Source organism: Paenibacillus monticola (assembly GCF_009664975.1).
Classification (GTDB): domain Bacteria; phylum Bacillota; class Bacilli; order Paenibacillales; family Paenibacillaceae; genus Paenibacillus_AQ; species Paenibacillus_AQ monticola.
In genome coordinates this window covers 570,908-595,760 of sequence record NZ_WJXB01000001.1, presented here as the reverse complement: position 1 = coordinate 595,760, position 24,853 = coordinate 570,908, and the positions used below count along the sequence as shown (strand labels likewise).

At 51.1% G+C, this 24,853-nt stretch carries 2 protein-coding genes; both read right to left on the bottom strand.

Translation table 11 applies throughout. From position 1 onward, the window contains the following. Positions 1-44 precede the first annotated feature (44 nt). Positions 45-9,791 carry an SDR family NAD(P)-dependent oxidoreductase gene (locus GJB61_RS02490; protein WP_154116771.1) on the bottom strand — a complete coding sequence of 3,249 codons (9,747 nt, stop codon included), beginning with the start codon at positions 9,789-9,791 and terminating at the stop codon, positions 45-47. Next, a complete protein-coding gene (locus GJB61_RS02485) occupies positions 9,784-24,849 on the bottom strand; it encodes an SDR family NAD(P)-dependent oxidoreductase (protein WP_195724204.1) in 15,066 nt (5,021 codons plus the stop codon). Before GJB61_RS02485 ends, GJB61_RS02490 begins: the two co-directional genes overlap by 8 nt. Between the last annotated feature and the right edge of the window lie 4 nt (positions 24,850-24,853).

Below are 24,853 nucleotides of genomic sequence, written 5' to 3'. Positions count from 1 at the left end.
CCGCTTCAATTTTGCCTCTGCAATGTTCAGTCCAAATTGCCAGCTCAACGTTTCAATAACTGTTCCAACAGGGCATCCACTTCATCGTCGGACATTTCATCAACCAGACTGTCTACTTCGGATTCCCCTGCATCGGCGGAAGCATCACGCAGGTATTCTTCAGGCAGCACCGCTTCAGGCAACTCCTCCTGAGCGGTGCTGCCGCCAGCGGCAATTTCGGCCCAGGAAGGGTTGGGACGGCTTTCTTCCGGCTCCCCATTAATTTGCAGCAGGCCGGATGCCTGCTCCTGCTCGAAATAACGGGCAAGCTGTTCAACCGTTGTATGCTCATACAGCAGCGTTGACGGGAGCTTGCCGAAATCTTTTTTGAAATGCCTGTTCAGCTCCATTACCATGATTGAATCCACTCCATACCGTTCAAAGCTGGCCTTGGGGTCTATATCCCCCTTATTCAGCTTGAGTACCTGGGCAAATACAGTCTTGATATAGTCGGTTGCCAATTCATTGATGGACGGTCGGCCTTCTGCGTTGTCCCGTTGAGACTGGTTTAGCAGAACTGGACGGCTTTCCTTTTCGGTCTGAGTCCGGGCAGTAAAGTTCATTCCATCGCTTTTACCCACAAGCAGGTGCGGCTTGGTATTCAAGCGTTCCTGTACATACCAGCTAATAAAAGGAGTCGCAGCCTCCAATCTCCAGCGTTCCAGCATGGACGGTGCCTCCTCTGCGCACAGCTCAATCCGGTACTGAAGCTCAAACCCGAAGGCTTCCAGCACCTGCTCATCCGCCTTCAGCGGTACAACCTGACCGACACGGCAGGCCAGCGCCTGCTCCACCACAAACATGCCTTCCTCCGGTTCGATCGAACCGACGCCTTGCGAGGCGAATCGTTCCTGGTAATTGTCGAAGGCGGCAACGCCGACGGTCCCCCAATATCCCCAATTGTAGGTAATGACCGGATAAGGCAACTTATTTCTAAGATATTGGGCATAGGCATCCTTGAAGGTGCAACCGGCCGCATAATTGCTTTGGCCCGGATTGCCCGTAAAAGACTGGGCAGATGAGAAGAATAGCATGAAATCCAGCGGTTCATCTTCGAAGGCTTGGGCGAGCACCGCGCTGCCCTGCACCTTCGGAGCAAGCGCTCTTCTGAAGGACTCCTCATCCATGCCCGGCAATGTTTTGTCCTGTAATACAATTGCTGAATGTACAACCCCGTGAATGTCGCCAAATCGCGACTTCGCCTCTGCTACTGCGGCCCGCATGCTGACAAGACTCGTTGCATCGGCACTTAAGTACAGGGCTTCGCCGCCATAAGCTTCAATCTCCTTGATCTTCTGCAGATGATCGGGGCCAGGCTCGCGTCGGCCAACAAGGACCACCCGGGCACTCACCTTCTTCGCCAGAAATTTGGCAAGCTCCATCCCGATGCCGCCTGCACCTCCCAAAATAAAATAGACACCCTTGGTTCTGAAAGGTGTCTTAGTAATTTCCGGCAGTGAGAGCGGGTACATCGTGGGTATAAACCGCTGTTTCTGGCGCAAAGCTGTCACTTTGCCGATCGGATGAGGCGGTTCGTTCAAGATGTCATCCATGAGTTGGTTCTCACCAGAATAACGAAGGGCATCCAGCTCAGCGATATCAACATCCACACAACTGATGCTGAGATTCATGAATTCCTTGGTCATGGAATAGATGAAGCCATGAATGCTTCCACCGTAAGAAATAACCGAGTCTGACGGATGAACACTGCACACATTGTTGGTGATGACCTTCAGCGTCATTTCCTCTTCGGCAAAGCCGAATTTATCAAGCGCCTTGAACAGCCGGAATAAAGCCAATACCCCTTCCTCTTGGCTAATTCTCAGCGCTTCCTGGGCCTCATCAGGTTCAGCCGCTGCATTGATATTAATAAAATAAAGACGATCAATCTTCTGTAAAGTGCCGATGCAGCGTTCAAAGGCACTTGAATCTGTAAGATCAATGTCCCACACAAGTCCGGTACGGTCAGGTGCGGATCGCGGAAACGTTGAATCCCCCATAATAAGCGATACAACGTTATCACGACTATGAACTTCTGCTAATGCAGTGCTAATCAGCTCTCCTTGTCGTGCCGAGACAATAACGATATGCTGCGGCACTGCTGCAGCTGCGCTTCTTGGTTCATCCTTTAAAGGGGCTTTGGACCAGCCCGGAAAGTACAGCAGCCCCTCTGACAGTGATGAATTATGATTGCTGTCGGCAAAAGATTTACCGTCACCCCCCATTCTAACAAGCTCGTTATTCTTCTGTTCGGCTGCGCTTCTACTAATCACAGCTTCGTCGGTGAGTTCCACCCAATAACGGCTGCCGGAGAAGGGATAAGATGGCAGCGGTATCTTGTGCGGATGTCTGTTGTTATATAGCTTGTTCCAATCCAGGTTTACGTTGGCTACCCATAGCTGGGCGATATCAGCGAACTTTTTGCCTTTGATTAATTCAGCGGTGACGATATCGCCGATGCTGCCTTTAAGTAAGGTTTCTGCTGCGCTTCCTGCCGGTAATGACTCACTGTAATGTACATTTACGGAAGGTATATCATGAATATAGGCATGCAGACCAGCAGACAGCTCTTCCAGATTCCGCACAACCAAGGCTACTCTGTACGCCATAGCCTCCCTTCCTGTCTGCAGGGTGTACGCCAGATCTTCAAGTACAGCGGCACGATTCGCAGTTTTTTCTCCGCTTGGCTTAATTTCCTGCAAGCTGTGTTTAATCTCTATTGCTGCTTTATCTGTTGTATACAGGTATTCTCCCAACGACTGAAGAGAAGGATATTGATCCAAAACCGTGTGATCCAGCTCTCTTCGGTAGGTACGGTTGATCCGGCTCAGCCATTCGGACAGAACTAGAGGATCGCTGCTGTAATCGGCTACAGGTTCATCTCTTTGCATATCTTGATGCTCTATTCCGAATACTTCTCTCGTAATTTCGGAAAGAGCAGCTATGACCGCTGCTTCATCACCGATTTCTGCATTACGGACAGTAACATGCTCTTCAACGCTTGCGGCAGCAGTACTGTACGGATTCTGATCCACAAAGGCGGCCAGTTTATGGGCATACACCTGCAGCTCTTCAATATTTCTGGCCGATAACGGTACGATATAGAGCGGCGCATCTTCCCCGGCTGAGATTTCGTCAACCTGTCTATCATTGTTGTATTCTTCTACGATGATATGCGCATTCGACCCACCTGCGCCGAAGGAACTGATGCCCGCCCGGCGCGGAATAGGGTGTGCAGCTCCGTTCTGATTCAGCACTGGCAGCCAATCCACAAGCTCCTGTTGTACGTAGAACGGTGTCTCTTCAAAGCTGATATTGGGATTGGTCACATCGGCATGCAGAGTGGGTACAAGCTGCTTGTGTTTCATTTGCAGCAGTACCTTGGTCAGTCCTGCTATCCCGGCTGCGGCTTCCAGATGTCCGATATTCGACTTGGCAGAGCCAATCGCGCAATACTGCGAATCTGTGGTGAATTCCCTGAATGCCTTGGTCAGACCGTTGATTTCTATCGGATCACCCAGTACGGTTCCCGTCCCGTGGGCTTCAATGTAGCTGATCGTCCGCGGATCAATTCCAGCTTTGCGAACGGCATCCTTTACCAGATCAGCCTGCGCGTTCAGGCTAGGGACGGTGTAACCGTTGGTAGCCCCGCCGTGGTTGACTGAAGTGCTTTTGATGACACCATAAATATGATCTCCATCCCGTTCAGCCTGCTCCAAAGGCTTCAGCAGTACAGCGCCCGCGCCTTCTCCAGGCACATAACCATCTGCTTCAGCCCCGAAGCTGCTGCACCGGCCCTTGGCAGATAGCATTCGGAGCTGGGAAGCCATTACATATTTCATCGGATGCAGATAGAGATTGACGCCACCGGCAACCGCCATACTGCATTCTCCCTTTGACAGGCTCTCGCAAGCCAAATGAATGGCCGTAAGCGAAGAAGAGCAGGCCGTATCCACAGGAATGCTTGGACCATTGAAATCAAATAAGTAAGAGATCCGGTTGGCAATAGACCACGGAAAAGAGCTTGGGGTAATCATGTTGCCTTTACTCCACTCCTGCGGACCGAGCAACTGGTAGGAGTTCGTAGTAATCCCGGCAAATACGCCCACCCCCGGCAAATGTTCCTCGCGAATCCTTTGGGAGATCCCGCCTCTTGTATAACCTGCGTCTTCCAAAGTGCTCCAAACCGTCTCAATGAATATGCGCTCCTGCGGGTCCATATTCTCGGCTTCTCTCGGGGAAATATTGAAGAATAACGGATCAAACCGTTCGACGCCTTCAACGAAGCCGCCCCATTTGCAATACATTTTCCCTTCTGGCAGCTCATCCGTATTGGCATCAAAGTAGGAATGGTAATCCCAGCGATCACCGGGAATCTCGCTGATACTGTTCTTACCGGCTTTCAGATTGTCCCAAAAAGTGGACAGCTCCGCTGCCTGCGGATATCTTCCACTGATGCCGATTATGGCAACATCGCCCGACCGGTGCGGGCTCTCCTTGCGGGAGGTCTGGAACGACCGGATCGACTCGCGGATTCGGTCAGGCTGTTTAGCCTGCTGCTCTCTTAAAGGACTAAGCTTCTCCCAGCCCGCGCTCTTATTGCTAATGCTATTGAATAGAGCTGGCTTTGTTTCTGCCACTATGCTACTGTGATTAGCCATTATATATCGGGCCAATTCTCTTATCGTCCGGTATTCGAATAACAGCGTCTTGGAGACCGGACCGACTTTCCGTTCCAGCAACGCGTTGAACTGCTTGACCATTACCGAATCGACGCCGTAATCCTGGAAATGGGTATCTATGTCGATTCTGGCTGCCGGCATGCCGATGACTTCACCGAAGATTGTTCTCAGCAGCTCTTCGGTGCTTTCTCTTAAGCGTCCTGAGTCGACCTCTGCCGGTGCAGCAATGACTGGCTTATGGCTGAGCATCTTTGTACTTTCATGTGTACTTTCCAGCAGTTTGACGATACGCTCCCGATCTCCATAAAAAATGGCATACTGCGTGCCGTCCAGCCGCAAAGCCGTCTCCCAGGCCTGAAGGCCGTGGACTGTCGGCAGGGGCTCCAAACCGGACATGGCTCTTAGCATTGCCTTCTCTGCGGCTTGCAGCTGCATGCCGCCTTCTTCCCACAGCGGCCAATTTAGCGCCAAGGTCCGTCCGCCGCTGCGCAATGAGCGCGCCTTGGCGAAATGGTCCATAAAGCTGTTTCCGTAAGCGTAATCGCTTTGTCCTCTATTGCCGGCAATTCCGGCAATAGAAGAGAACAATACGAAGAGTTCCAAACCCATGCCCGCAGTCGCCTCATCCAAATGAAGGGTGCCATGCACCTTCGCTGCAAGCACCGTTTCGATCTCGGCATCTGTCTTCCGCTGCAGCAGGGAGTCCCTGTTCACACCGGCGCAGTGGATTACACCATTCACTTCTCCCCAACGTGTTCTGATTGCAGCTAACAGGTTCAGCGTCTGCTGTCTGTCTGATACATCTCCCTGAACATAAAAAACTTCCGCTCCTTGCCCTTCCAACTCGCGGATGGTCTTTTCTCCATCTGCATTCAGGCTGGTACGGCCGCTAAGCGCAAGCTTGGGCTGCTTTACCAACCCGGTCAGAGACAAGGCGATAATCCGACCCAGTCCACCCAGTCCGCCCGTAATCAGGTAAATGCCTCCATCTTTTAATGGCAAGAGTGCATTCTCGCTCTCCGTCTCCGAAGAAGCTTCTTGGAAGACTCTAACCTGGCGGAGCGCCCCGGCATAGCGGATGTCGGTTGAGGCAGGTGAGCTTTCTTCCGCCTCTTGCCAGGCGATATCTAACAGCCGCACCCCTGCGGTGGATAATTCCCCCTCTTGGGCGTATCGGTTATCAACCGTACGCTCGGAACGAACCTCAACCGTTTTCCATAACCAGCCGGGCTTCTCCATCATTACACTTTTGACCATACCGCTTATTGCTGCATAGGCAGGCTGGGCGCCTTCGCTGCCGGATGTATGCATATAAATCAGCTTCGTTGAGGATTCTCCTGCCCCTTGCAGCCAAGTCCTTCCGATGCAGAACAGGGAATAAAGGCTTCTTTGCAGCTGCCATTGCAAGCTCTCGCCACTGTCATGCTTCCCATCCTCTATACCGCTGCATGACCAGAGATGCAGCACGGTGACGGGCCAAGCTCCGCGTGTCCGTAAAGCTTGGAACAAGGCCACGTAATCAGCAGTCTGATCCGGACGAATATGATAGATGCCATTCCCCAGTTCACGATAGGCTGTACCGGGAATAACCAGACTGAGCTGCCGGCCAGTCTGGCGCTCGCTGAGCAGGCGGCTCTGCAGATACTCGAAACCCTCGGTACCCACATCAAAGAGCAGAACATGACCTGTCACGCCGGATGACCGTACAGCTCTATCCAGTTTCCGCTCCACCCATGCTTCGGTACAGCAAAGGAGAGAAGAGAGTGCGGCATCGTCAGGTGCTGCACTCTCCCTGCGGACATTTACGCTGCTCGACAGACTGGAAATTTGGCTGTTTTCCAATCGTTTCACCTGCAGCTGCTCCAAATGAAGCAGTACTTCCCCATCCAGATTCGTTAGCTGAATATCGAAGATTAAATCACTTTGGCGGGTAGCGGTTCTATCTTCATAAGACTTCGCAACATAGACCATACATGAATCCTTCAAGACCCCAATAAGCTCCAAATGGCCCAGATGCTGCGGACTATATACAAAGAGCTGGTTCTCATCACCGGCACTAAGCAATACTGCAATACTTTGCAGAATGCCGTCCATCAGCTCTGGCTGAAGGGTGAAACCCAACTGATCGGCTGGCAAGCTGAGCTGTGCCAGCGCTTCATTCTCCCCTATAACCATTTCTTGAATGGAACGGAATGAAGCTTCGTACTCCATACCGGCTGTCTGGAACCGATCATAGCAGTGTGCGCCTTTCCAGGACTTCCCGCAGCGCTGCTTAATTCTCTGCAGATCCAGGGCAGCTTGGCTGCCAAAAGATCCTGAGGAGGACGAATTCAACAGCAGTACTCCTTGGGAAAGTACAGCTTCCTCGGCCTGGTTATCCTTCGTGGCTACCTCAAATTGCAGCTCTTCTCCGGCAGGATAAATCCGGATCAACAGCTCCTCGACATCCCCGTTATGGGCTGCACGTTCAGACCACTGAATATTCCGTATGCTCTGGATATGCTGCTCTGCTGCCAGCTCACCTGCGGCAAGCCCGGCTTCTACAAAAGCAAAACCCGCAATAAGCCCATGGCCGAAGACAATTGGCTGCTTGTTCTCAAGGATGGTGGTGTATTTATGTTCCAGCAGCGTCGAAGCATTGTTATGGACGAGTGGATGCAATCTCTGTGTTCCCAGCGACCGCACCGGGCTGCTGCTTGGCTGAGGCAGCCAGTAGCGCTCACCGGCAAAAGGATAGGCAGGAAGCGGGAGCTTCTGCACTCTTTTACCGCTTAATCCGCGCCAATCCACAGTTCCGCCATTCACCCAAAAATCAGCGATTGGGATCAGCTTGCCTTTGTTTGCCCAATTGCGAACCAGCCCGTTCATCTCCTCGTCTTGCGGCAGCTTGCTTAAAGCTGAATGGCGGACATTGCCCTGCAGGATGCCCTCTTCATAGATGTCTCCATTGATATAAGACTGCAGCTTGTCGCTTAGCTCCCTCAGGTTACCCGCTAACAGAGCAACTCTGAATTCCATCGGTTCGCGGCATGTTTGCAACGTATAAGACAATCTCTCCATGAATACGGCTTCGAGTTCAGTCACATGAACCTCTGCTGCTTTCTTCCGTTCCAAAAATTGAAACAGCCTTTGCGCGTAGTCCAGCAGCTGTTTCTCATTTTTGGCCGACAATGGCACGATATGCATATGCGTTTCAGCACTTCCCGTGTTCACCGGCAGTCTCATAGCGTTGTATTCTTCGACTATGATGTGGGCATTGGAACCTCCTGCACCGAAGGAGCTGACTCCTGCACGGCGTGGGATACGGGACATCTTCCCTTGCACATCCAGCAGCGGCTGCCAATCCGCCAATTCCTGCTGTACATAAAAGGGAGACTCCTCAAACCGGATATTCGGATTCGTAACTTCTGCGTGCAGAGACGGCACCAACTGCCCATGCTTCATTTGCAGCAAAACCTTGGTCAAACCCGCAATTCCCGCCGCTGCCTCCAGATGACCAATATTCGACTTGGCCGAACCGATGGAGCAGTATTGACGATCCTGTGTGTATTCACCATATGCTTTGGTAAGGGCATTAACTTCAATCGGGTCCCCCAGAGTGGTGCCGGTTCCGTGTGCTTCAATATAACTAATCGTCCGTGGATCGATGTCAGCCTTCCGCAGCGTGTCCCGAATTAGCTCCACCTGTGCACTGAGACTGGGTACAGTATATCCGTTGCTCGCTCCCCCATGATTGATTGCGGTTCCCTTGATGACGCCATAAATATAATCGCCATCCCGTTCGGCCTGCTCCAAAGGCTTAAGCAGCACCGCGCCTACGCCCTCTCCCGGCACGTACCCATCTGCGTCAACCCCGAAGCTACTGCATTTCCCGCTGGCAGACAGCATCCCTTTTTGGCTGGGTACTATATATTTCAGCGGGTGGAGATACAGGTTTACCCCACCGGCAATCGCCATACTGCATTCACCTTTAGCCAGACTCTCGCAAGCCATGTGAATGGCCGTCAAAGAGGAGGAACAGGCGGTATCCACAGGAATACTAGGCCCCGTGAAATCAAAATAATAAGAGATCCGGTTGGCTATAGACCAAGGGAACGAGGTAGATAAGGAAGCTGCTCCCTGCTGCAGTTGTTCCGGTCCCCATAATTGATACGAATTCGTAGTGACACCAGCGAATACGCCTACACCCGGGAGCTGCCGCTCCAGAATGCGCGCAGCGATTTCTTCCCGGGTATAACCCGCATCTTCCAGCGTGCTCCACACCGTCTCCAGGAACAGGCGCTCCTGCGGGTCCATAATGCTTGCTTCCTTGGGTGAAATGTTGAAGAACAACGAGTCAAAACGGTCGGCGTCTTCTACAAATCCTCCCCACTTGCAATACATTTTCCCCTTAAGCGCAGCCTCTGGGTCTGGGTCATAATAGGAATGATAATCCCAGCGTTCAGCCGGGATCTCGCCGATGCAGTCTCTACCCTCCTTGAGATTATCCCAAAAGGCGGAGAGGTCTGCTGCTTGCGGATATCGTCCGCTAACTCCAATAATGGCCACATTCCCGGTTATAGAGCCCGTTTCTTCCGGTACTGCCAAGGTTGCGGTATGATTAATCGCCTGATTGGCTTGTTTAGCGTTTTGCTCCGTTGCCTCATGATTCGCACGAAGGCTGAACAGCTCTGCCAGTGGACCCCTGTGAGTCACGGCCAAAGAAGCCGCTAATTCCCGTAGCGTCCGGTATTCGAACAACATTGTTGTGGAGACCGGTCCAACCTGCTGCTCCAGCAAATCGTTAAACCGCTTCACCATCACCGAATCGACACCATAGTCCTGAAAACTCGTGTCGAGATCAAGTCTCGATACCGGGAGCTTGATCAGTTGCCCGAAAAGCTCCTTCAACAGCTTCTCAATATGCGTTGTCAGCAGACTGCTGTCCACATCCGTCCGGCTCACGCCAATGGTTTGTTCGGCGAGTGAATCCATAAGAGGCAGGTTGTTGAAACGTTTAACGCCTTCTTCGGGAGATATTTCTTTATTCTGGATCATTTGCAGAATGTGCTGAATATCCGGTTTATCCACGAGCCGCGCCTCCTATCCGTTGTTCAGCCTGAACTAGGTCAAGTGTTCCTTGGCTAACCTCAGTAAACAGCTTAAGCAAATCTTCTTCGCCCAGCACAGTCTGTCGGGTCTGCTTGTTGTTATCTTGATAGATGGAATTGACATCAAAATCAGGTATCCAATAACGTTCCTTGGCAAAAGGATATGGCGAAAGAGTGATGAAGATGGGTTGATTCGCCCCCACCAACGCAGCATACAGTTCTTCCCAAGGTACGGCTGCACCTTCCGTCCATAACTGAACAAGTTCATCAAGTCTTCGCTCCCGGATGCACTGAGATACATGCAGATCTCCGGTCGGTCTGCTGGTAACCGGTTTGGCCTTGCGGATATTCGAGGAATACATTCCGGCAGGCGGATTGGATTCTTCGATGTAATGCTGTAGATATTGGAGCAACTGCTCCCTATCGGACACGACAAAAGCTAGACGCTCCTCCATTGCCTCTCTGCCTAGCTGTAATGTATAGGCAATATTCTGCAGCGTTAGAATGTCTCTCCGGTCGGCCAATACTCCGGCTTGATTACTGTCAGTAATCAGCTCTGCTTGTAAAGCTTGCCGCAGATAATCCGCAAGACTGCTGGCATACCGCTTTAATCCCTCTTCATTTTTTGCAGATAGGATGATCGCATGCGGCACTCCAGATTCTTCAACTGCAGCCTGTTTCCGACTAACGCGATTATCATATTCTTCAATGATTAAATGGGCGTTAGCCCCGCCCGCGCCAAAGGAGCTGAGTCCGGCTCTTCGTGGAAATGCTGTGATCCTTCCGTCCTGCTCCTGCTGCGGGGTTGTCCATTCCTCCAGCTTCTGCTGCACCGTGAAGGGCGTTCCCTCCAGGTTAATCCGGGGATTCATCTGCCCGGAATGAAGGGAAGGCACAAGCAATCTGTATTTCATTTGCAGCAATACCTTGGTTAATCCGGCCATCCCTGATGCAGATTCCAGATGCCCGATATTTGACTTCACGGAGCCAATCGCGCAATGTTTCACCATCCCGTCGGCTTTTCCAAACACTTCGCTCAAGGCCGCAATTTCGATTGGGTCTCCTAGGGCAGTCCCCGTTCCATGCGCCTCGATATAGCTGATAGACTGCGGTTCTATCCCCGTCTTCAGCAGCGTTTCACGGATAACACCCGCTTGGGCAGATGGGTTAGGCACTAAATAACCGCCTGTTTTGCCTCCGGCATTGATTGTCGACCCTTTGATGATTCCATAGATATAGTCTCCATCGCCGATGGCTTCCTCCAGAGGCTTCAGCAGTACCGCTCCCACCCCTTCTCCATCCACAAAGCCATCCGCGCCTTCGCCGAAGCTTCGGCATTCGTCGTTCCCCGAGATCATATTCATCATGGAATACCGCTCATAATGCATCGGATGCAGGATTAGGTTAACGCCTCCCGCAACTGCCGTGTGGCATTCTCCCCGACGGATGCTCTCGCAGGCCAAATGAATGGCTGTCAGGGATGAAGAACAGGCGGTGTCAATAGCCATACTGGGCCCCGAAAGGTTGAAAAAGTATGAGATCCGGTTGGCTATGGACCAGTAGGAGGAGCGGGCAAAGGTCTTGCTGCCGCTTGCTGTAGCCGCCCCGCCAAGCCACTCATAATGCGAATTCATCGCCCCGGCAAAGACACCGACCCGATGTTCATCCTTTGCCCTTCTTGTGCTTGTATATCCGGCATCCTCAAAGAGCGACCAGACGGTTTGCAGGAAATGTCTTTCCTGCGGGTCCATCGTTTCCGCCTCCGCTGGTGTGACGTTGAAAAGAAACGGATCGAAGGTATCTACACCCTCAATAAATCCGCCCCATTTGCTGTAGCTTTTGCCTGCTTCATGGCGGTCCGGGCTAAATTGCAAGGAAGAGTCCCAACGCTCATGGGGAATTTCCCGAATCGCGCTGTCTCCCCGCCGCAATAGCTCCCAAAATTGCTCCTGCGTCTCCGCTCCAGGGTATTTTCCGCTTAAGCCTATGATCGCTATGTCCTGTGGTGAGCTCTTCGACTCATTTTCAGTCGATATAGTTACAGGTTCGGCGCTGACAGCATCTTCGTGGTGATAATCGCTGAATAGCTGAGCAGGATCTTGTTCCAAAAGCGGCTGCTTTGCCTTCTCCCGAGCATCTTGGGGCGGATGACCCGTGAAATACTGAGCATGTTTAGTACTGAAGAACCCGGCTAAAGCGTCAATCGTTTTATACTCGAAAAGAAGGGTCGATGACTGCGTTCCCAGTTGCTGTTCAAACTGTTTGTTGATGTCCATCACGACAAGCGAATCGACTCCGTAGGTCTCGAATGTAGCCTGAATGTCAAAATCCGCCTCGTTCATGTGCAATACCTCTGCAAAGACCCGCTTTACATACAACAGGGCTTCCTCGCGGACATCGCGATCATTGCGATCATTGCGATCCTTAAGGATATTGCCCGACGCTTCCTTTCCCTCCGCCTTTGATAGAGGAGCCAAAGGTGTCACACGCTTAATCTCCGCGCTTAACTGCATAACACCGTCGCTTTCAGCTATGATAACAGCTTGCTCCAGCCGTTCCGGCTGGGTATCGGTGAATCCGTGCACATTTACGCTTGTATACCCGTGCTCGGCTAAGAGTTTGCTCCATGAGGAAACGCTCAGCAAAGGGGACCCAGGCAGCCTGTGCCCGGCATCGTTAAACAGCCACCATCCATCGGTTAAACCGAAGGTAAGAGTGGAGAAGATTTGATTTGCAGTCAGTTCGTTGATGACAATTAGCCCGTTCCGTTTAAGCAGATTTTTTAACTGCTGGAGCGTGTTCCCGACATGCTTGGTGGCATGAAGTACATTCGTAGCCACAACAAGATCTATACTTCCTGGCTCGAAACCCTGCGGCTGTGGATCATTCTCCGCATTAAATAGAGTGAATTCGATGAATGGGTACAGATCCGCATATTCCCGTCTTCCATGTGCAAGAAAGCCCGGTGAAATATCCGTATATACATATTGAACCTGGGCCTGACATGATTTTAGAGCCTCAAATACCCAGCGGCTAGTTCCCCCTGTACCTGCACCGACCTCCATAATACGGATAGGTCTGCCAGTATGCTCTTTGCTGCGCAGCTGCACAAACCGCTCTACTGTGTCCGCAACCAAGCGGTTATAATAATCTGCGGCATAATGACCTTTATAAATATCTTCCACCAGCGATTTGGACCCCTTGGGGAACATAATCTCTACAGGATTAACGCGCCCGCTCAGAATGCCCGGATAGCTTTGAAGGCACGCCCACAGCAATCGTGTAAAAGCACCGAACTCAGGATAGCCGTCCAGCAGCTGGTCCCGTCTGGAGGCTAATTTCTGTTCGTCCAGCGAAGAATCCTCCGTTTGCGCATAAGTACTCCCCCGCCAGATTAGCGACGTCCCCGCTTGTTCCAGCAGCCCCCGCTCGCTGAGCATGGCGATGATGCTGTCAAAGAGACGGAAATAACGGGAATCTATGCCGAGCCGGGTTCTTAATTCATGTTGCTCGAACTGTTGTCCTCTTACGGCGACCCAACCCAGCAGCCGAAGTGAACGTACAAGCAGATCTATAGCCAATGCTTCAAGCTCGCTCAAAGCCTCTCGCTGGCGGTTTAACAGCAGTTGATCAGGCTGAACAGCGGGCAGCAAATCTTCCCCCTGCGTTAGCACGGAAGCAAACTGCTGCGGGAGCACCTTATATTGCTGTTCCATTACAGCACCCATTTGCCGCACCGCATTTGCATCTGCTTTTACATAAGTCACTTGACTAAACGGAGAGGTCAGAATCTGTTCAATCGCCGCCATTCCTTCTGCCGGTTGTATGGAGAATATGCCCTGGGCCTCCAGGCGCTTGCTGTAACCCTCACCAGAGACGGCACCAACACTGCCCCAATACCCCCAATTTATTATCTTGACCGGATAGGATCTGACGTCATTCAAATGCTGGGCAAAAGCGTCTTTAAACGTACAGGCAGCCGCATAATTGCTCTGTCCCCTGCTGCCGATGAACGATTGGGCCGAAGAGAAAAAGAGCATGAAATCCAACGGTTCAGCTTTGACGACCTCATTCAGAATCACACTTCCGCTTACCTTGGGTCCGAGCGTCCTCCTGAACGTCGGCTCATCCAGGTTGACCAGTGTCCGGTCTTCCAACACAATCGCCGAATGAATGACGCCATTTATCGTTCCAAAGCTCTGCTTCGTGCGCTGAACGGCCTGCCGCATATCCTCGAGATTCATCGCATCGGCTTGAATATAAAGCACCTCGCCGCCCAAAGCTTCGATGTCTCGAAGCTGTTCCGCCAGTTCATTAGTAAGCCTCCGCCGACCCACAAGAGCAATTCGAGCTTGCAGCTTCCCGGCAAGATAACGGCTCAGCTCAAGTCCAATTCCGCCGGCTCCTCCCAAAATAAGATAGACACCGTTGTCCCTGAATAGCGTGTGGTTATCCTTGGACAAGGCAGCCGGAACCAGCGTACGAATATATCGCCGCCCCTGCCGAACCGCCACTTCATCACCTGACTGTTGGGGTTCGGAAACAACACTGGAGATCCAAGCTGACGATGGAATATAACGCTCATGACCGGCCTCGGCTAGATCAAGATCAATATATTTGAGCTGCCACTGCGGGAATTCCTTGCCTGCCGACTTGATCAAACCGTGCAAAGCAGCATATTGCGGCCTGATTTTGTCATTAGCTGCCACTTTGAAGGTATTGGCAGTAATCACTTTAATCTCCATAGGTTCTGACGCATAGTCTTGTGCCGACAATGCTTTCAGCATTCTGAATAAGGAGATAACACCCAGCTCTTCAGCGATCTCGGTTTCCCGGATGCTTTCAGCATTCTCAGAGCGATGATGCAAGCCTGCCAAGAAATACACTGTGGCCAGACCAGAGGTTCGGAACGTACGCAGTACCTTCTCCAATTCTGAAGCATCCCTGGTATCAAGGGATCTTACTTCTTGACGTTCCGAATGTTCATTAGTAGAAGCACGTTCCAGTCCTGAGTCCAATTGCACCACTAGCGGTACAGTTCCCTCCTGCATAAGGCCGGAATAATATCCTTTCAAGGCCAGTGCCGCTGTCACATCCTCTGGTGACGATACAATGAGAATCCCTCCCTTGCGCGGTACTGTTGGACAATTTTCCACTTCAATAGCTTCCTTCCAGCCCGGGACATAATAAAAGCTTGGCTCTTTCTGCGCTTGATTCTTCGGTTCCCTGACCGTAACACCATAAAGCTTAATGCATACCCTGCCTGCATCATCTGTGATCGCGATATGATACTTGTCTTCCGCTACTTTCTGCACATAAGCGTATCCGCTCTTTCCAACCGGAGATATCATGTCCACCCGTTCGATTGAAAAAGGCATCGCTATTGTCCGCTGTTCAATGGGACCTGCAAAAGCAAACCCGGCGATGGTCTGCAAAGCGCCATCCAGAACAGACGGATGCAGCGTCTCCTGACCCAGTTCATCATTCACGCTGTTTAAGCTGATCCGACCCAGTACTGATGAAGTGCTGCACCATAGGTGCTCCACCGTCTGATAACGGGGGCCATAATTTAAGCCTGAATCTGAAAAGTTCCGGTATAATGCGTCCTGAGCTATGCGCTCTTCACTTTGCTCTTTAATCTCTTCGATTGGCAGCCATTGTTCAATGGACTGACCATTACTTCCACCTGCAGCGCTGCTGTCCACCTCTTGTACAGAGTAGCTGCCAGTACAATGAACCACTGTTCTTCCCTCAAGCAAGCTGGTGATTTCATAAAGAAAACCGCCACTCTCCTGTGTCTTTAAGGTGATCTGGCATTTATGCGACTGGCCTGATACAAGCAGCGGCTCTCTCCATACCACCCGTGAGAAACTCAGATTCACCTCAGGATTCTCCGCCAAGATGCCCGCACATGCGCGCACCATCGCCAAATAACACGCACCTGCAAGAATTGATTGTCCAAGAACCTGGTGATCATTCAAGAGAGGATGCCCCGCATCGAAGGATTTCTGAAAGACAATACCTTCCCCCACACTCAGATGCGCCTCTACCGAATCAATTAACGGATGTAAAAAAGCATGGCTGCTACTAACTTTAGGTCCGCTTTGCTCAATCCAATAGCGCTTGACTTCAAACGGATGTCCAGGCAAGGAAATCCGTCGCGGAGAGGCGTTTCCATGAAGAAGGCTCCATTCGATAGCCGTTCCGTTTACCCATAACCGGCTGACTTTATCCCAGTTCCCAGCGTTAATTACACTTTGTATATATAGCCCGTCTTCCTCATCCGTCCCCATTCTCCACGGAGAATCAACTTCAGTGAGGCTGCCTGTCACCCATTCCGAGATATTCGCCGAGCCCTCCACATACTGATTCAAGCGCTGGACCGTTTCTTCCACGGAATGAACCACCATGGCTAATCTTTCAGCCATCGCTTCGCGCCCTACCTGTAAGGTAAAGGCAATATCCTGCAAGCTGATCAATGTTCCCGGTTGCCGACCAGCCTGCAGCTGGACCAGATAATCCCGCAGTTGCCGCGCACTTTGCTGAAGTCTGGCTGCATCTTTCGCAGAGAGTACAATTATCTGCGGTGAAAGGATATTATCTCCAGCAAAATCGCTGGAAGGGATGAACTCCTCAACAAGCAGATGCGCATTGGAGCCACCTGCGCCAAACGAGCTGATTCCCGCTCTTCGCGGAGCAGCCATTCCATCTACATCGTCTCCGCCCCATTCCGCCAATTCCCGCTGCACCTTAAAGCGGGTATCCTCGAATTTGATGTGAGCGTTAGGAATATCGGCATGAAGCGAAGGGACCAATTGTCTGTGTTTGAGCTGCAGCAGTACTTTGGTCAAAGCGGCGATCCCGGCAGCAGACTCCAAATGACCAATATTGGATTTGACTGACCCAATGGCACAAGTTGATTTTTTGGGGTCGCCATCGTAGGCTTTCACCAGTCCGTTGATTTCCAGCGGATCTCCCAATGCTGTACCTGTGCCGTGAGCTTCAATGTAAGAAACCGTCAACGGATCAATATGGGCCCGGGTCAGGGCATCGGAGATGACATTTCCCTGCGCGATCGGGTTAGGCACAGTTACGCCGGTAGTCCTGCCGCCATGATTCAGCGCCGTTCCCTTGATTACGCCGTAAATGTTATCCCGGTCCATAATCGCTTGCTGCAACGGCTTTAATAATACAGCTCCTACCCCTTCACCGGGTACGTATCCGTCGCCACCCTCACCAAAGCTGCGGCACTTGCCATCACTGGAAGTGAACTTGCTCTGGCTCAGCAGCAAATATTTATGTGGATGGATGCTCAGGTTCACGCCGCCCGCTACCGCCAGCTCACATTCCCCCCGCCGGATGCTGTCGCAAGCCAGATGAATGGCCGTCAGGGAAGAAGAACACATCGTATCTACCGCAATACTCGGGCCGGTGAAATTAAAAAAGTAAGAGGCCCGGTTAGCTACAAACGCATGTGAAGAGCCTGCAACAACATCATTGCCTTTGGCATATTCCTCTGCACCCAGCAATTGGTATTGTCCATACATCACTCCCGCGAACATGCCGACGGTATGCTTATCCAGCTGCTGGCGGGAATAACCCGAGTCTTCGATTACGCGCCATACCGTTTCCAGAAACAGCCGCTCCTGCGGGTCCATAAATACGGCATCTCTGGGGGAGATTTGAAAAAACAGCGGATCAAACTTGTCCACATCATTGATAAAACCGCCCCACTTGCTGTAAGACTTTCCCTTACGATCCTTATCGGGATCATAATACTGCCGATAATCCCATCGATCCGCCGGAATTTCAGTAATACAGTCCTTACCGTCTTTAAGATTCGCCCAAAACTGCTCCAACGTGTCCGCCATCGGATATTTACCGCTTAATCCAATAATGGCGATATCCTGAGATACCGCTATTTCTTTGGTAGATTGTAAGGCCGGGATATCCTTCAGATATCGCGCTGCTGGAAGCAGCGTTTCGGTTCCGCGTGCTGTTGAAGTTAGCTTTGTGCTTCCCTGTATCTCAGTTACCTGACCCTGGACTATCAGCGCATCGGCATATTTTTCGACGAAATGGTCAGCCAAATCTGAAATCGTACGGAATTCAAAAAACAATGTCTTGGGAAGCTCGCCAAACACCCGCTCCAGTTCACGTGTCAAATCCATGCTCATCACGGAATCCAGACCGTATCTTTCGAAGCTTTCCCGGATATCGACTCTGGCTACAGGAAGTTTCACGACACCCGCAACGGCTTCCTTAAGCAATTGTTCTGCTTTATGCTTCAAGTTCGAAGTATTGCTGGCAGTCGCGACAGTTGCTTTCGATGGTTTCTGTACAAAGATGCCCTTACCGTTAAAGCGGTCTAAGGATTCTCGAATCTGGCTGCGGTTTCCAGACAATACTCCTACATTCAGACTGCCGGTCGATTGCAAAGCAAGCTCAAAGGCTTCGATTCCCTGCTTCGTGCCAAGTGGAGAAATCCCTGCTTGCTTGAGGTGCCTGATCGTCACTTCGTCTGGCTTCATCCCTCCTTCGGCCCATTGGGGCCAGTGAATCACCACCGTCTTACCGGGTCTTCCCGAGCTTGTTCTTACATCCGCATAGTGTTCCAAAAAGCTATTTGCAAAAGCATAGTCGCTTTGCCCAACGTTACCCTGCAAAGCGACCATGGAAGAGAAAAGCGCAAAGAAAGCCAATGGTTCTTTTTGCAGAGCTTCATCCAGAATTAGAGTTCCATGCACTTTCGTCTGAATGACGTCCTCCATATTTTGGCGGCTTTTGTTTATTAGCAGCGCATCCCGAATATTGCCAGCGCTGTGGATCAAGCCGTCGATATGCCCAAAACGTTCCTTGACCTCAGCAACCAGCCGCCGTACATCCTCTTTGTCTGTCACATCAGCCTGAATATAAAACGGCTGCACTCCCGGTCCACCGATCTCCGCTAACCGCTGTTTGATCGTTTCGTTCAACACAGAACGGCCGGTAAGCACAAGATTGCAGGATACTTTAGTAGTTAAGTAATTGGCAAAGATAAGACCCAGCCCGCCTAATCCACCCGTAATGATATAGGTTCCACCGTCAACAAGTGGCAGAGCAGCGACCGGAATGCCCGCAGCTTCCAACTCCCGCAGACGTTTAACAAACCTCCGCTTGCCTTCATACCTGACCTCAGCGTCTTGATTTAGAGACGCTTGGCTCTCCAGAATGATCAGTTCCGCATCATTATAGGAGTTGCTTGAGATGCTTTTTTTGACTTCTATAACTTTGCAGTGCATCTGTGGGTATTCCAGCTGCAGGGTTCTGGTAAAACCGTTCAAAGCCGCATGCAGTGGCCCCGTTTCATTTCGTTCACTATGAAATAAGCAAATAAGCTTTGTATCCGGCTTCATCTTGTCGGCCACCAAGGCTTTACTGAACGCAAACAGGTCATACAGGGTATGGCTGAGCTGTTCCGAAAGCTCTTGCGAATTCCATGTGAAGCGGCTTTCGGGAAAGGCAAATAAGATGGTATCAGGCAGCTTATGACTCTGCTTCAAATGCTGGAGAAGCTGCTCATAGTCCTGCTCATTTCCCGATTGGAGCACATAGCTGTCCTTGGCCGTGTGGCGGTAGCCGTCCCCGCTGCTCACTCGTACAATATGCCGGTAGCGGCCTGAGTTCTGCAATTCCTCTACCAATGGATCACTTCCACCTATAAGCAGCATGATACCGGACCCGCTTGTAGCAGCAGCGCTTGCAAGCTGTGTGTCCTCTTCCCAAACCGGACGGCAATACAATAATTCCTGATTGTTTTCTTCAGCAGAAGCAGCTGCCGGGGAATGCTCCGTCTCCGCCAAACGTTTTAATGTGAAATTCGGAATATCCACCAATACCTGACCCAACAGATCGAGAATATACAAATGCACGGTCTGAAAACCGGAATTCTCCAGCCCTTTGTCTTCTTCGCGCTTTACATAAACCATACATTTATTAATAGGATAACTATGCAGCATGATACGATCCGCACTGAACGGCAAATAAGGCCGTCCGCCGTCCTGGTGATTAGCCCAAGCCATTCCGGCAACCGTCTGAAAGGCTCCGTCGAGCAGTGCGGGATGAAGCCCGAAGTCACCGCTGCGTTCAGCAAGCTCATCCGGCAAAGACAAGAGGCTCAGAGCTTCATTCCCACTGCAGTAAAGCGCTTGTATACTCTGAAAAGCAGGCCCGTAACTCATACCGAACTGCTCAAAGAGGGCATAGCATTGATCCTGGTCATAATGTACAGGACAATTCTGCTTGATTCCTTCTGTTTCGATGACCTGCACGGCAGCAGGATCATCCGGCTGAGCATACACCAGTTCCCCGCTGTTATACACCAAGTGTTGTCCGTCAGGCGCTGTAGTGAGGATTTCATACTCCACTCTTTGATCCTGCGGGATCAGCTCTATCGTGAGGTGAGTGGGAATATCCGTTAAGTAGAGCGGCTGTCTCCAGACCACATTACGGATTTCAATGACTCTCTTATTAGAATTGGATAAATCACCTGCTGCACGGGCCATCTCCATGAATGCTGCCCCAGGCCACAACGTGCTCCCTGCAACGGAATGGTCACGCCAATGCCATTGCCGCTGTTCCAGCACTTTGCTGAAGCTCTGAACCTGTAACGTTGAGGCATTCACATCCAGTAAAGGATGCAAATCCCCTCTATAATCATTCGATGCCCTTGATGAGTACACTGTTCCCGCAGTTTGATTTACCCAATAACGTTCTTTGGCAAAAGGGTAGGTGGGCAGTGATATCTTCTTTGGTAACGCAGTATCAGCAGAATATAGTCTGCACCAATCCACCTTGATCCCGCTCACCCAAAGCGGGGCCAGACGCTGAAGTTCCTGTTTAGCGAGCAGTTGTTCAATTACAGCATTCATTTCTTCGCCGTTCATAATCAACCGCAGCGGGGATTCCTCTGCTCTGGTATTTCCATAATACAGAGATACGCCATCCGCTCCGCTCTGTGCATACTGGGACAGCTTGTCCTGCAGTTCAGCGAGAGAAGATACGACCATGCCCAGCCGTTCCTCCATTTCCTCCCGGCCCAGCTGCAATGTGTAGGCCAGATCTGCCAGAGCCGGAGCAGCATTGCCGGAATTTATTGTATCCAGGAAGCTCCGGTCTGGTGCTTCTATAGTTGCAGCAGTAAGATGCATTTCCTCAGGGTAAGCGGAAAGCTCGGCAATTTTTTGCACCACCGACTCCAAGGATGGAGCGTTAATCAGCTCATGAATCTCCGAAGGCCACGAATAGCGCTTTTGCAATTCCTCGGCCAGTCGAATTAATTCACTGCCCTGCAGCCAACCGTCCTGCAGGCTAGCCGCTGCATCCAGCTCACTTTTGTCCATTTGCAGAATATCCGCAGCAATCTCCAGCACCACCGACGTGATCGAAGCCAGTTCATACTCGATCTTCTCCTGATTATGGGACCTGGTGGAAACCACAGCACCTTCAATGGGATGGGTCAACGGTTCGTTTAATGACTTGTTTAAATAATCCGCCAATTCTTCAGCATATTCGCCCAGACGCTCTTTATTTTGAGCGGAAAGAATAATTAAATGTGGACCAGTCTTCTCGGATAAAACTTCATTTGCGGCTTCTGCGCTGTATTCTTCCAGCAGTACATGCACATTCGCTCCACCTGCCCCAAAGGCGCTGATTCCGGCGCGGCGCGGATATTCCCGTTCCTCTCCGTCAATGGAGACCACCGGTCTTGTCCATTCTGCCAGTTCCCGCTGGACGCTAAAGGGCGAACGATCAAACCGGATGTTGGGATTTGGCGTTTCCGAATGCAGGGAAGGCACCAGCAGCTTGTGCTGGAACTGCAGTAAGAGCTTTGTTAAGCCTGCAATTCCGGCAGCCGATTCGGCATGTCCAATGTTCGACTTAACGGAACCAATCGCACAAAAGGCGGTATCTCCGGTCCATTTGCCGAACGCCTTGGAGAGGCCGGTAATTTCGATAGGATCGCCTAATGAAGTCCCCGTGCCGTGAGCTTCCATATAACTAATCGTTCTCGGGTGGATTCCGGTCTGCTTCAAGGCCTCAGAGATCAAATCTGCCTGAGCGTTGGGGTTCGGGACGGAATAACCATTCGTTTTCCCCCCATGATTCATCGTACTTCCTTTGATTACAGCGTATATGCGGTCCCCATCAGCGACAGCTTGGTGTAACGGCTTCAGCAGAACGGATCCGGAACCTTCACCTGGCACATATCCGTCTCCATCGGCACCAAAAGTCCGGCAGCGGCCGTCTGTAGAAAGGAATCTTTGCTGGCTGAGCATCAGATATTTTTGCGGATGTATGGACAGGTTGACCCCGCCAGCTATAGCGATCTCACTCTCTCCCCGGCGGATACTGTCGCAAGCCAAATGGATCGCAGTCAGCGAAGAGGAGCACATCGTATCCAATGCGATGCTTGGACCATGAAAGTTGAAAAAATACGACACACGGTTAGCAATGGACGCATACGAAGAGGTTGGAGCCAAGGAAGTTCCGTCGCTGTTCGCACCGAACAATTGATACTGGCCGTACATGACCCCGACGAAAACGCCAGCTTTGCTATGATTCAGTGAGGATTTGGGGTATCCCGCATCCTCCAGCGTCTGCCACACGGTCTCCAGGAAAATTCTTTCCTGCGGGTCCATAATAGTCGCTTCTTTAGGTGAAATACTGAAAAAAAGCGGATCGAATTTATCCGCGTCGGTAATAAACCCACCCCATTTTGAATAGGACTTCGATTTATCGTTGACATCTTCCGAATAGGCCGCAAGCGCATCCCAGCGTTCTTGTGGAATCTCCGTAATGCAGTCCCGGCCGTTCTTAAGATTATCCCAGAATTCCGCTATATTACGGGCTAACGGATAGCGACCACTGACCCCGATCACAGCAATATCGCCACTTTCCAACTTCGCTTTCTCTTCTTGAGACTTGGAGGCAGCAATAGCAGCTTGTGCGGATCTCGGCGGTTCTGGAACCGCCGAAGCAGAGCCGGAAACAGCGAATCTTGAGGATTTCGCAGACATAAGATGCTCGTTAGTCGGCACGGCTCCGTTTTTTGCGGTAGAGATGGGTTTGTCATCTACCAGACCGGCAAGCTGCGTTAACTTTAGCGAATGATTGTCGACAAAATAACCGGCAAGCTCATCTATATTTTGATATTCGAACAGCAGCGTTTTGGACAGCTCTCCAAAATCGGCCTCCAGCTCCCGGTTCATCGCCATCACGATCATGGAGTCAACGCCGTAATGTTCAAAGGCCCGATCGACCTTGATCCCGTTAAGCGGATATTTGGTCACCTTCGCCAGCAGTTTAACTAACCATTGCTCGGCATAACTTTTGAGCCTAGGGCTTGCGGGGTGAGCTGCTGTATTCTCTGTGTTCTCTGTGTTCTCTGTCTTCTTTGAAGTCTGAGTTCCCTTGATTTCCTTGTTATGATACAGCTCAAGCAAACCTTTGGCCGCTGTACTGCCTGTTCCCGTGATCGCCAGGATTTGACTAATCCCCTTGCCAGCCCGCAAAGCGGTCTCTAAAGCGCTGATTCCCTGGTCTGTTTCCATGACGGAAATATCGAGTGAATTCTGCATCCAACTTTCCTGTGCCGGGCTGATCTCCATACCGCCGTTTGCCCACAAAGGCCAGTTAATAGCCAGGGTTCTTCCGTGTCTCACCTGACGGTGAACCAGAGAATTTCTCATCTCGGCAAAATGGTCCATAAAGGCGTTGGCATAGGCATAATCACCTTGTCCTATATTTCCCAGCAGCGCGGAGATGGAGGAAAACAGCACGAACATGTCCAGTTCCTCGTCTTTGGCCGCTTCATCCAGGTTGAGGGTACCCGTTATCTTAGGTGTAAGCACCGATTTTGCTTGTTCGCGCTTTTTATTGAGAATAAAGGCATCTTGCAATAGGCCTGCACAATGGATGATGCCGTTCAGTGCTCCGAACTTCTCTTTTGCAGTACGGATCAGTCGCTGAGTGTCCGCTTGTATAGCTAGATCCGCTTGTACATAAATGGTGGACGATCCTAACCGCTGTAATTCCTCCAGTTGTGTGTCTATACGCTCGTCTGCCTCTGATCTGCCGTTTAGTATCAGGTTAGCCTGGTAGCGGGCTGCAAAATGCTTGGCAACAAAAGAACCCAGTCCGCCACAGCCTCCGGTGATTATATAGGTACCGCCAGACACGATCGGCAATTCTTGATTAAACTCCTGTGAGTGCATTTCCTTAAGCGATCGGACATAGCGGTCATAGCCAGCATATTTCACTTCGCGTGAAGCTGCACCCTTCTCAGCAAGCTCACTGCACAAGAACTGTACAGTCTGGGCCGGGTCTAAATTTCCTATACCCGTTGGTTCGGGTAATGCCTCCAGTTGAACACTTTTGAACAGATAATTAGGCTGCTCAAGTCTGACGGTACGAATCAGTGCACCAACAGCTGCGTACAACGGCTGAATATGTGTCGGCTCCGCCGTGTGCAAATACAGCAGCGGAAGCGGAGACGTGATCTTTAGACGAAGCAGTGCCTGAGTTAGATAAAGAAGCGAATAAAATCCTTTATCAAGCTGTTCGCTTACCCTCTCAGAAGATAGAACAGAATTAGAACCTTGGGACCAGGCATGGAGAATTTGTGGAGATTCCCACTCGGCTAACTTCAAATCAGCCAGTAATTGCTGATAATCCTCGGGAACATCCACCCTAATCCGGTAGGAGTCATCTGCCAATTTTTTGTAAGCCTCACCGGGTTGAATTACGGTGCAATGCAGCCGAGACTTCTGTCCGGCATATTCTTCTATAAGCCGAGACAGGCCGTCGTTATCCTCAAAAATGAGCAAATTCCCGAATCCATGTCCTGCTTCCAGATCATTCGTTAGGATAGATTGTGTCCAAGAAGGCTGATAAAGATGAAGCTCAGCTGCTTTCCGACTGCTGTCGTCAGCTTGAAGTTCCAGCAGCAACTGTTTACCCTGTTCAGGTGTAATTTGCTTATCTTTAACCCTATTCAAAATT